Below are 12,338 nucleotides of genomic sequence, written 5' to 3' on the forward strand. Positions count from 1 at the left end.
TTCCCTCCTACTCTCCCGCCATGTCCGAAACCCTGACCCCGATGATGCAGCAGTACCAAGGCATCCGGCGGTCGCTGCCTGCGGATACCTTGCTCCTTTTCCGCCTCGGGGATTTTTACGAAATGTTTTTCGAGGACGCCAAGGAGGCCTCCAGCATCCTCAACGTCGCCCTCACCAAGCGCAATCTCGTGCCCATGTGCGGCATCCCGCATCACGCCGCGGAAAACTACATCCGTCGCCTCATCAAAGCCGGGCGCCGCGTGGCCATCTGCGACCAGGTCGGTGAGCCGCAGAAAGGGCAGATCGTGCAGCGCGAGGTCACGCACATCGTCAGCCCCGGCACGATCTCCGACCTGCACATGCTCGACGCGAAGCGGAACAACTTCCTCGCCGCCATCTACGCCGGCCAGAAGGGCTGCTACGGCTTCGCCTTCGTCGATCTCACCACCGGCGACTTCCGCCTCACGGAGCTGGCCGATGAAAAGGAACTCACCGATGAACTGGCCCGCGTGCAACCCGCCGAGGTGCTGGTCAGCGAAGAGCACGCCCCGCAGTTCCGCGAGGTCCGCGGCCTCGTCGCCCGCGACGGCTACACCTTCCTCCTCGAGCAGGCCTATTTCACCCTGCGCGACCATTTCAAGGTGCAATCGCTCGACGGCTTCGGCTGCGAAAACCTGCCGTCGGCCATCGGCGCCGCCGGCGCGATCCTGCACTACTTGAAGACCGAGCTGCGCCGCTCGCTGAGCCACATCACCCGGCTCACCTGCTACCGCAATTCACAGTTCATGATCCTCGACGCCGCCACCCAGGCGAACCTCGAGCTCGTCGAGGCCCGCGGCGGCGGACGCGACACCTCCCTGCTCAGCGCGCTCGACCGCACCGTCACCCCGATGGGCGCGCGGAAATTACGCGACTGGATCCTGCACCCACTCTGCGAACTGGCGCCGCTCCACCAGCGCCAGCAAATGATCGCCGACCTGCTCGCCGAGCCCTTCCTGCTCGGCAACCTGCGCGAGACGCTCAAGTCGATCCGCGACATGGAGCGCACTGTCGGCCGCCTCACGCAGACCGGCGGCAACGCGCGTGACCTGCAAGTCCTGCGCACCTCGCTCGAGCAAATCCCGCACCTCCAGACCGATCTCGACGCGCTTTCCCGGAGCGGCGGTTTGCAACCGCCGATGCACGTGGAAACAGCGGTGGAAAAACCCCGCTCCTTGCTCGCCGCGCAAATCCGCACCGACCTCCATCCTCTCCCTCACATCGTCGATCTCCTCACCAAGGCCATCGTCGACGAGCCCCCCGCCCTCACCCGCGAAGGCGGCATGTTCCGCGACGGCTACCACGCCCCGCTCGACGAGCTGCGCCACGCTGGACGCGAGGGCAAGGACTGGATCGCCCAGCTCCAACAGCGGGCCATCGAGGAAACCGGCATCAAGTCGCTCAAGGTCCGCTACACCTCGGTCTTCGGATATTTCATCGAGGTCACGAAATCAAACCTGCACGCCGTCCCGGCGACCTGGCATCGCAAGCAAACCGTGGCCACCGGCGAGCGCTTCATCACCCCCGAGCTCAAGGAGATCGAAGGCAAAATCCTCGGCGCCGATGAACGCGCCAAGGCCCTCGAACAGGAACTCTTCCTCCAGGTCCGCGACGAAGTCCTGCGCGAGCTGAACTGCTTGCAAGCCACCGCCGCCGCCATCGCCACGCTCGATGTCCTCGGCGCGTTCTCGGAAACATCGCGCCTCTTCGGCTATTGCCGCCCCGTGCTCAGTGAGGATCTGGGCATCCATATCACCGATGGCCGCCACCCCGTGCTCGACCAGTCGCTGGTGGAGGAAAAATTCGTCCCCAACGACGTCCTGCTCGACGGCGACAAGAACCGCCTCCTCATCCTCACCGGCCCGAACATGGCCGGCAAATCCACCTACATCCGGCAGGTCGCGCTCCTCACCCTCATGGCGCAGATCGGCTCGTGGGTGCCGGCGAAGGACGCCGAGATCGGCCTCGCCGATCGCATCTTCACCCGCGTCGGCGCGAATGACGATCTCTCCCGCGGCCAGTCGACCTTCATGGTCGAGATGAACGAGACCGCGAACATCACCAACAACGCCACCGCGCGCTCCCTGGTCATCCTCGACGAAATCGGCCGCGGCACCTCCACCTTCGACGGCCTGAGCATCGCCTGGAGCGTCGCCGAGTATCTGCACGACGAAGTCAAAGCGCGCACCCTTTTCGCCACCCACTATCACGAGCTTACCGAGCTCGAGATCACCCGTTCCGGCGTGCGTAACTACAACATCGCCGTGCGCGAGTGGAACGACCAGATCATCTTCCTGCGCAAGATCGTCAAGGGCGGCGCGGACAAAAGCTACGGCATCCAGGTCGCGCGCCTCGCCGGCCTGCCCGCCGGGATCATCGCCCGCGCCAAGGAAATCCTCAGCAACCTCGAGCAGCACGAGCTCAACGCCGACGGCAACCCGACCCTCGCCGAAGCCCCTCCGCCCCAAAAACACGGCAAGCCCCGCAACAAGAAAAAAGCCGAGCAAGCCCTGGCGGAAATGAAGCCGCAGATGACGCTATTCTAAACCGCCATCACGCGCGCAACGTCTCGCTGGGCGATTCGCCGAAGAGAGCGCGATAGTCCGCGGCAAATCGGCTGGGATGGTTCATGCCATAGTCGAGCGCGATGCGCAGGATCGAGGCGCCGGGATCTGCACGCAGCAGGACACGGCGAATGGCATTCAGCCGCAGCGAATGCACAAATTCGCGCGGACTTTGATCGAAGGTCGTGCGGAAAGCATATTCCAGTTCGCGCCGGCTAACGGAAAGGGCGAGGCAGACATCGGGCACGCGCCACGGCTCGGCGAGGTGCTCGCGCATCCATGCTTGGGCGCGCCGCGCCAGGCGGGTCCGGTTGCGGAGCGAATCACGCGGCGGAGTGATCTTCCCGGCCAATTCACCGGCAAGAGTTGCCAGATGCATCGCGAGGCTGCGGCCGGCGTCCTGGGCGGACAGCGTGCTCTCCGGATCGCCGGAAGCGGTTTGAAGGGCGCCGTACGTCGCGCGCACCTGGCGCTCGATCCGCGCGAAGTCCCGCGCGGGCAGCGGACATGCGGTGTAGCGATGAAGCGCCCGCTCCGCCAGGCCGGCGAGTGCCCGGCATTGCGCCCACGCAGAAGGTGGCAAAGCCAGAGTCATCCACTCGAAGCCCGGCTCGGTTCGGCCATCCAACTCCTCCCCGGGCGGCACACAGCAAAGCGTGCCGGTTTCGCCCGATTGGCCATTCCAGGTTGAGCCGCCAGGGCCGCGCACGAGGCAAAGCGAAGCCCAGCCGCCAGGCACCACCCCCCGGACGGAGGTTTTTACCTGCGCCTCGCCGAAATCGAGTGCCCACTCTGGCGTCTGAAACTGCTCGACCTGCGACGGCCGAACCTGCCGCCTCTGGAACTCGACTCGCAGTTTCATGCCCGAGACCGCGTCACCGAACTGATCCGGGTCACTGATGATCCGCCGGGTGTGGCGTATCGCTTGCGGAAACGTCGGAGGCGGAGGCATCAGGGCAAATTGTGCGCAAAACGGATAGCCACTGGCAATTCTCATAAGTTACATTTCCGTAAATACACGCACAACGTCCGACCAACCTGTTAAAGTACCTCTCTTTTCTATGCCGCTGACTATTCCCCAGTTTCTCACCGTATTTCTGTGCAGCGTGCTGCCCGTCACGTCGGCTCAGGCGGCCGACAAGCCAAACATCGTTTACATCGTCGCGGACGATCTCGGCTGGAAGGATGTGGGCTTCAACGGGAGCACCGATATCCAGACGCCGAACATCGACGCCCTGGCGGCAGGCGGTGCGAAATTCACTCAATTTTATGTCCAGCCCATGTGCACGCCCACTCGCGCCGCATTGATGACTGGCCGCTACCCTTTTCGCTACGGTTTGCAGACTGCGGTCATTCCCTCGGTTTCGGGCTACGGTTTGGACACCAGCGAATGGCTCATGCCGCAGTGCCTCAAGGAGGCCGGTTACAAAACGGCCATCATCGGCAAATGGCACCTCGGCCACGCGGACAAAAAGTATTGGCCGAAGCAGCGCGGCTTTGACTACCAGTACGGCGCGATGATCGGGGAACTGGACTACTTCACGCACAGCGAGCACGGCGTGCTCGATTGGTTTCGCGACAACGCACCGGTCCACGAAAAAGGCTACACCACCAATCTGCTCGGCGCCGACGCCGTGAAGTACATCAATGCGCAGGACGCGAAGAAGCCCTTCTATCTCTACCTCGCTTTCAATGCGCCGCACACGCCGTATCAAGCGCCGCAGGAATACATCGATCGCTACAAGAACATCGAGGACCCCACCCGCCGCACTTACGCCGGGATGATTGCCTGCCTCGACGACAACATCGGCCGCGTGGTCGCTGCGCTCGATAAAAAAGGGCTGCGCGACAATACGCTCATCGTTTTCCACAGCGACAACGGCGGCACGCGGAACGCGATGTTTGCGGGCGTGATGGCCGACGTTTCGAAGATCAAGATCCCGTGCGACAATGGCCCGTATCACGAGGGCAAGGGATCGCTCTTTGAGGGAGGCACGCGCGTCTGCGCCTGCGCGAACTGGCCCGGCCACATCCAGGCACGGACCGTGGAGGGAATGATCCACGCCGTGGATATCTATCCCACGCTCGCCGCGCTCGCCGGCGCCTCCACCACCAAGTGCAAGCCGCTCGATGGCGTCAACGTCTGGGACACCATCGCGGAAGGCAAGCCTTCGCCGCGCTCGGAGATCGTCTACAACGTCGAGCCCTTCCGCGGCGCGCTTCGCCAGGGCGACTGGAAGCTCATCTGGCGCAGTATGCTGCCCACGAGCGTCGACCTCTACAATCTCGCCGAAGATCCCTCGGAAAAGAACAATCTCGCCCCGGCCAATGCGGATAAGGTCGCGGAAATGCAGAAGCGCCTGGACGCCCTGGCCAAGGAGGCCGCCAAGCCTCTCTTCCTCGTCGATCAGATGAAGGTCGTCATGAAAAACATGCACGGCGAACCGCTCATGCCCGGGGATGACGGCTTCGGCGACGACGACAACCGGCCGCCCAAAATCGGCGCCGGACATTGAGAGTCCCCACCGGTACCTCTGCCATGAAACACTTCCCGACCTTGCTCGCCGGCTTCACCGGCATCCTTTTCGGCGCCACGGCCCTGGCCGGCGAGAATGACAAGAAGACCATCACCCCGACCGAACCGGAACCATCGGAAACGTGGCAGTTCTCCCTTTCGCTTCCGGGGTGGATTCCATGGCAAACCGGCGAAGTCGGAATCAACGGCGCGACCTCGCATCTCAAGCTCGGGCCGAATGACATCATCCCCAAGCTCGACATGATCGCCTCCGTGCGCGCCGAGGCGCACAAGGGCCGCTTCGGCATCATGGGAGAGTATAGTTACATGAGCCTGTCCGATGGTGTCGGCACACCGGGGCTGGTGAAGAAGCTCGACGTGCGCCTGGACCAGCATCTCGGTGAACTCGCCCTCAGCTGGCGCCTTATCGAAAGCCCGCGCGGCTGGCTGGATGCTTTTGCCGGCGTGCGGTACACGAATCTCTACCAAGCCGTGGGCATTCATCCCGACGATGGCGCTATCGAACAAGCGAGCCGCGGCCTGGTGGATGCGCTGGCGGATCGCCTGGCCAAGGGCGCGCGCGAGCGGCTCGTCCCGCTCGTCCAGGAACGGATCACCGATCGTCTCGCGAGTCTGCGCGAGCGCGACCCTGTCCTCCCGCAGGGCCCGCTCGGCGATGCCCTGCGCGGCGCGCTGGCGCAGCGGGTGCAGGCGATCATCAAACAGCGGCAGGCGGAACTCGATGGCGCGATCAAATCGGGCATCCGGGCGCGCATCGATGCGGCCAAGGCGAAGCTCAGCCATGATCTGGCCAGCGCGATCAAAGATCAGCTCAACACGCGCGTGGCGCGCACCGACGATTGGTGGGATCCCTTCGTCGGCCTGCGTGGGCACTACGACCTCTCCAAGGCTTTTTACCTCACCGGGCGCGCCGACATCGGCGGCTTTGGCGTCGGCTCCGAGTTGTCCTGGCAGGTCAACGCCGGGATCGGCTGCCACCTCACCCGCAACTTTTATACCGAGATGACTTATCGTCTTTACGACGTGAATTACCGCCACGACGGTTTGATCTACGACGTGCTCACCCACGGCATCGAGCTCTCGGCCGGCATCAACTTTTAACGCTGCCGGTTCGTCCCTAAACCACCTTCAAGTTGAGCAACTCGCCCACCTTGGCGAGCAGCGCGGCCAGGCTGTACGGCTTCGGCAGAAAGGCCATGCCCTCGGGCAGGCCGCCGCTCTGGGCGAGCGCGTCGCGGGTATACCCGCTGCACAGCAGGATCCGCGTGTCCGGCGAGACACGCGCCACCTCCTCCGCCAGTTGCACGCCGGTCATCCCCGGCATCACCACATCGGTGATCAGCAAGTCCGGCCGCGCGGAACCCATGTCCGCCAGCCCGGCGAGCGCGTCGAAGCCGTCCTCCGCCACCGTCACGTGGAAGCCGGCCTCCAGCAATATCGTCGCCCCGATTTCCCGCAGCAGCGGTTCATCATCCACGAATAGAATCGTCGCCACCCCCGAGGCGAGCGCGGCCGAGGGCGGCGGCAGATCGTCCTCGATCGCTTCCGCAGCCGGCAGGAAAAGATGAAAAACCGTCCCCCGCCCGGGATGACTGTGCACCGTGAGATGCCCCCCGCTTTGCTCGATGATGCCGCGGCACATGCACAGGCCGAGACCGGGATGATGCCCCGCCGTCTTCGTGGTGAAGAACGGCTCAAAGATCCGCGCCAGCGTGCTCTCATCCATGCCCGTCCCCTGGTCCGTCACGCTCAGTTGCACATAGTTCACCGCGCCCGGACGGCTGTCCTTCGGGCGTTCCTCGGGGCCAAGAATGAGCGGCTGCGCCTCGATGGTGAAGCGTCCTCCATTCGGCATCGATTCGCGCGCATTGGCCGCGAGTTGCAGGATCACCTGCTCGAATTGCGTGGAATCTTCATACACCCGCAGCTCGCCATGGCTCACGATGGTCAGTTCGATGTCCGGCCCGAGCCCGCTGATCAACCGGGGCTCCAGGGCCCGCAGCCAGCTCGCCAGGTCGATTGCGCACGGCTGCAACACCACCCGGCGGGAGAAGGCGAGCAGTTGCTGCGTGAGCCGCGCCGCACGATCGGTCGCCGCCTGGATGTCCCGCAGGTAGCCCGCCTCGACGCTGCCGGCCATGACATGCTGTTTGGTCAGTTCCGCCAGGCCCTGCACCGCCGTCAGGATATTGTTGAAATCATGCGCCACGCCGCCGGTCATCCGCGCGATGGCATCCTCTTTTTCGACGTGCCCCCGATTCACCTCTTCCTGCAATCGCACCCGCTCGGTCACGTCGCGCGAATTGAAGACAATCCCCCTCACCGCCGGGTCGTTGAGCAAATTGTTGCCCGTCCCTTCCAGGATGCGGTAGGAGCCGTCGGCATGCAGGAAGCGGAAGCGGATCACCGGCGTGCTGCCCTGCTGCTCGAGCGCCGTCTGAAACGCGCCCATGACCACCGGAATATCGTCGGCATGCACGAACTCGAAGGCATTGCGCCCGCGGTAATGCGCCGGCGAGTGGCCGAGTTCCCGCTCGATCGAGCGGCTCTCGAAGCGGATCGTGCCGTCCGCGTCCAGGATGGAGATCAAGTCGAGGGCGTACTCCGTGAGATGCCGGAAGTAGGCCTCGCTCAATCGCAAATCCTTCAGCGCCGTTTGTTCCGCCTCCAGGGCCCGGCGGTAGCGCGCCGCTTCCATCATGCACACCGCCTCGTGGGCGAAAGTCTGCAACAGCGCCCGTTTCGCTGCGGGAAGGTAGCGGGGCTTCTGGTCGATCACACACACCGCCCCGATCGGCACGCCTTGCGGGGTCACGATCGGCGCACCGGCATAAAAGCGAATCCGGGGGCCGCCGGTCACCAGCGGATTGCTCCGGAAACGATCGTCGCCCTGCGCATCGTTCACCACCGTGACTTTATCCGGCTCCCCGATGGTATGCGCACAGAAAGCGTCCTCGATCGGCGTCTCCGTCGTCTCCGTGCCGACGCGTGACTTGAACCACTGGCGGCGGTCGTCGAGCAGGGTCACCATCGCCATGGGCGTCTCGCAGGCCGCACTGGCCCGGGCGGCGAGGGCGTCGAATTCGGGATCCGGCGCGGTGTCCATGATTTGATATTGCGCGAGGGCGTCCAGCCGCCTCTGCACATCGGGTGGGGGCACACTCGTGTCGCTCATATACGGGAGGGGTTGACCAACGACCCGCGACGGAGCCGCAAGAAGCGAAAGAGAGTATAAATTGGAGTTGCCATAATCGCCGTAACGTTAAGCGGCTTTCTGTCCAACCTGCGTTGCGGTGTCTACGGAATCGCCTCTGCGGGCGTGCCGGAAGGCCATCGCCAGCGCCCGGCAACCTTGCCTCGGATGGAGTGTTGATCCATCTCCCCCTCATGAAAGCGCCCTTCCTCCCCGCCCTCTCCCTGGCCGTCCTCCTCTTCGCCGCGTCCACCTCGCAGGCCGACGACTGGCCCCAATGGCTCGGCCCCCAGCGCGACGCCGTCTGGCGCGAAACCGGCATCGTGGAAAAACTCCCCGCCGACGGCCCACCCATCCGCTGGCGCACCCCCATCGGCGCGGGCTACACCGGGCCCGCCGTGGCGAATGGCCGCGTCTATGTCATGGATCGCCAGCTCGCCGATGGCGCGACCAATCCGGGCAATGCTTTCCAGCGCGGCGAGATTCCGGGGAACGAGCGGGTCCTCTGCCTGAACGAAGCCGACGGCAAGATCCTCTGGGAACACCGCTACGACTGCCCCTACACCGTCAGCTACGCCGCCGGACCGCGCTGCACGCCGCTGGTCCGCGACGGTCACGTCTACACCCTGGGCGCCGAGGGCCACCTCTTCTGCCTCGACGCCGCCAGCGGCCGGGTTCTCTGGAGCCGCGACTTCAAAAAGGACTTCGGGGTGAAGACCCCCACCTGGGGCTTTGCCGCGCATCCGCTGCTCGATGGGCAAAAGCTCATCTGCCTGGTCGGCGGCGAAGGCAGTGTGGCCGTGGCCTTCGACAAGGACACCGGCCAGGAACTCTGGCGCGCCCTGAGCGCCCGCGAGCCCGGCTACTGCCCGCCCACGCTCATCAATGCCGGCGGTGCGCGCCAGCTCATCATCTGGCATCCGGAGTCCGTCAACGCGCTCGATCCCGAGACCGGCAAAGTGCTTTGGACGCAGCCCTGGCGGATCCAGTCCGGCCTCAGCCTCGCCCAGCCGCGACAATCCGGCGATCTCCTCTTCCTCACCGCTTTTTATAATGGCTCCCATCTCTTCCGTCTCGATGCCACGAAACCCGACGCCACCCTCGTCTGGCAAAGCGAACACTCCAGCGAGAAGAACACCGACAAGCTGCACAGCATCATGAGCACCCCCTTCGTCGCCGACGGCTACATCTACGGCGTGTGCAGCTACGGCCAGCTCCGCTGCCTGAAACTGGACACCGGCGAACGCCTCTGGGAAACGCTCGCCGCTACCACCCCCGACAACAAACCCACGCGCTGGGCCAACGCCTTCCTCATCCAGCAGGCCGGCCGCTTCTTCCTCTGGAACGAAAAAGGCGACCTCATCATCGCCCGCCTCACCCCGCAGGGTTACGAGGAAATCAGCCGCGCCCACCTCCTCGACCCCACCAACACCGACCCCCACCGCGAAGTCCTCTGGTCCCACCCCGCCTTCGCCAACCGCTGCATCTACGCCCGCAACGACCGCGAAATCATCTGCGCCTCCCTCGCCGCGGAAAAATAGCGGTTCAACGAAGTCCCCCGTCATCCGCCCCACCTCGTAGTGTGGCCGGGAGCGCGTTCACCCGGCCTATGATCAGGACCGACCCTCTCGACTCTCGGAAAGCCAGCGCCTGCTTTGTCCCGGAGGGACTAAGGATATTAGCCGGTCGGCGTAAGCCACCGGAATAGAGTCCGAAACGGCTCCGCCCCAGCGGGGCGGCAGAGTTTCCCAGCCATCGAATCAGATCGGGAGCGGCTCATAAATGGAAACTCCGACATAGCGATCGTACGACTCGCGCTCTGCCTCGGGAAGCTTCTCGCGGGTTACCCGCAGCGTAAACCCTCCGTGCAAGTGACCCTGCTGAAGAACCATCCAGTCAAAGACGTCTTCGGGATCGAAGGCGAGGCGCTGCCCGACCTGATGCCATTTCTGGAGTTCAGGCGGCACCTCGAAGAACATGCCGGAAAAGACGCCCTCGGCGGCGTGGTAATGCGCAGCAGAGAGCCAGAGAAACAGAAACCTGTCCTCACCAAGACGCTCGGATTCGTCTGGGTCGCGGAAACGAAGCTTGGCCGCACAAAACGAATCACCGCCGCGCTGAATGTGTTCGATGAACTGAGGAATCGTCGCGGCCGCACTATCATACGCAGCTTGGAAGGCAGCGTCGGTCTGTGGGATGGCGATGAACAATGGCTCCTCTTGAGGCTCAACGAACTTACTGGAATTGTTTGGATCGTCGTTCATTTCACCGGGCGTTGACTTCGCCAAGGACCATGACTTTTCCGTGTGACGTAGGAAAATCGGAACCCATGCCCCAGAGTTTGCCCAGCCAAAGCGCATCCGCCAAATCCAAACTGTTCCATACAGTTCACCCGCACCTACAGAGAGTTGAACCACGGATGACACGGATGGGCGCGGATGAAAGACCTCCCCGCCCCCTTTTCTGCAATCCGTGCCCATCCGTGTCATCCGCGGTCTTTTCCACTCACCCCCATTTGAGGAAACGCCAAAGGATCCCCATATCCAGCAAATTTTCGTTTGACCTCGGCACATATAAGCGCTCATATTTAATGAAATATGACATATTTATCGCTCAATTCACATAATAGGCTTAGGTGTGCACGAACATGCATTTCGACCGCCAGTTCCGACTCATTACTCTGAAGTTCCGACCAGTCCCGGCTCATCCCGATCCCGTCAAAATGCATAGAATCTCAGCCCCCTTTTCCTCCTTTGTGCCTTCGCGTCTTAGTGGTGTCTCTGGATCTGTTCCGACTGCCGATCCTCCACCGGTTTACTCTGAAGTTTCGGCCAGTTCCGACCAGTTCCGACCTTTGGGCTCAAAAACGGACTCGAAGCCGTGCGAGGACAGGAAATCGGTTGTCGGCAATCCAGGGCAATCGTGCCTGATCGTGTCTGATCGTGCCCCAAATTTTATTGCACCCTCCCACCGGGAGGACTCACCGGAATCCCACTCCAAGGGGGCAGTTTTACTCTAGCAATCCCACCCGATCCCACTCGATCCCACCAAAAATTGGCTCTTAGCTCTCCCTCCACAAAGCAATCGCACCGAATCGCACCCATGAATCGGAAAAGTGCCAAGAGCCAAGTAGAGAGAGCCAAGTGGCGCCACCATCTGTCCCGCGGGCGCGGGAGCAGTGAACACTTGGCTCTTGGCACTTGGCACTCCTCTACAGAGGAATCGCACCCAATCGCACCCTACAGCAACTCCTCCCGCTCCACCTCGCCCCGCAGCGCCGCCGGCAGCGCATTCACCCGGCCGATGATGATCACCGAGTCCCCGCTCTTCAGCGTCTCCTCCATGAAACCCGAGCGCAGCACGCTCCCATCCGCCCTTTGCAAGGCGATGACCAGCAAATGACCTTCCGACATGTTTTGCAGCTCGAGGATCGTCTTGCCGACGAGATGGGTGTGCTTGTGCAGCCGCAACTCGTCGATCTCCACGCCGAGATGCTTGAGGTCCTGGCTGATCATGCCCCGGTTGTCGCCGAGGAAATTCATCGTCGCCGGGCGGGTGATGGAGTGGGCGATGCGCGTGCCGCCAATGCTCGCGGGCAGCACCACCTCGTCCGCCCCGGCCTGCTTGAGCTTCTTCTCCGTGCTCGGCTGTTCGCCGCGGGCGATGATGCGCAGGTGCCGGTTCAGGTTGCGCGCGGTGAGGGTGATGTAGACGTTCAAGGTGTCCTCCGGCAGCACCACCGCCCGCTCGACATGCGCCCGCTGGAGGGTCTCCTCCTCGGTCGCGCTGCCCTTCACGATCAGGTAACCGCTCTCCTGGGCCATGGCGAGGCGTCCGTCGTGGAGGTCCACGACCACGAACGGGAAATTGGCGGCGGCCAGTTCGTGGGCGAGGATCTGGCCGATGCGCCCGTAGCCGCAGATGATGGCGTGCTGGGCGATGACATCGACCTGCTTGCTCTTTTTGAGTTCTCCAATGGCTTTCATGATTTCTCCTTCGGTGACGA

General features: G+C 63.3%; 8 protein-coding genes. 4 read left to right on the forward strand and 4 right to left on the reverse strand.

Going from position 1 to position 12,338, the window contains the following annotated elements:
- The first annotated feature begins 20 nt into the window (after positions 1-20).
- On the forward strand, positions 21-2,585 hold the full coding sequence (gene mutS / locus ABJF10_RS23090; RefSeq protein ID WP_348546976.1) for a DNA mismatch repair protein MutS: 2,565 nt from the start codon (positions 21-23) through the stop codon (positions 2,583-2,585).
- A gap of 7 nt (positions 2,586-2,592) precedes the next feature.
- Here the strand turns inward: mutS and ABJF10_RS23095 are convergent, their stop codons facing one another.
- A complete protein-coding gene (locus ABJF10_RS23095; protein ID WP_348546977.1) occupies positions 2,593-3,555 on the reverse strand; it encodes an AraC family transcriptional regulator in 963 nt (320 codons plus the stop codon).
- Positions 3,556-3,664: 109 nt separating this feature from the next.
- On the opposite strand from ABJF10_RS23095, the gene ABJF10_RS23100 reads away from it, so the two are divergent.
- Both ABJF10_RS23100 and ABJF10_RS23105 read left to right on the forward strand, forming a co-directional pair.
- Positions 3,665-5,119, forward strand: coding sequence for an arylsulfatase (locus ABJF10_RS23100; protein ID WP_348546978.1), 1,455 nt, complete (start codon positions 3,665-3,667; stop codon positions 5,117-5,119).
- 23 nt (positions 5,120-5,142) lie between these two features.
- Entirely contained in the window at positions 5,143-6,240 is a 1,098-nt protein-coding gene (locus tag ABJF10_RS23105; protein WP_348546979.1) for a hypothetical protein, read from the forward strand.
- Positions 6,241-6,256: 16 nt separating this feature from the next.
- Here the strand turns inward: ABJF10_RS23105 and ABJF10_RS23110 are convergent, their stop codons facing one another.
- On the reverse strand, positions 6,257-8,314 hold the full coding sequence (locus ABJF10_RS23110; RefSeq protein WP_348546980.1) for an ATP-binding protein: 2,058 nt from the start codon (positions 8,312-8,314) through the stop codon (positions 6,257-6,259).
- A 212-nt stretch (positions 8,315-8,526) separates the two neighbouring features.
- On the opposite strand from ABJF10_RS23110, the gene ABJF10_RS23115 reads away from it, so the two are divergent.
- A complete protein-coding gene (locus ABJF10_RS23115; RefSeq protein ID WP_348546981.1) occupies positions 8,527-9,873 on the forward strand; it encodes a PQQ-binding-like beta-propeller repeat protein in 1,347 nt (448 codons plus the stop codon).
- A gap of 219 nt (positions 9,874-10,092) precedes the next feature.
- Here ABJF10_RS23115 and ABJF10_RS23120 read toward each other — a convergent pair whose 3' ends face one another.
- Together ABJF10_RS23120 and ABJF10_RS23125 are read right to left on the reverse strand one after the other, a co-directional pair.
- Entirely contained in the window at positions 10,093-10,596 is a 504-nt protein-coding gene (locus ABJF10_RS23120) for a DUF2314 domain-containing protein (protein WP_348546982.1), read from the reverse strand.
- A gap of 975 nt (positions 10,597-11,571) precedes the next feature.
- Positions 11,572-12,338, reverse strand: a 767-nt coding sequence (locus tag ABJF10_RS23125; protein ID WP_348546983.1) for an NAD-binding protein, incomplete at its 5' end; no start/stop codon positions are given.

Source organism: Chthoniobacter sp. (assembly GCF_040003245.1).
In the GTDB taxonomy this organism is placed as follows: domain Bacteria; phylum Verrucomicrobiota; class Verrucomicrobiia; order Chthoniobacterales; family Chthoniobacteraceae; genus Chthoniobacter.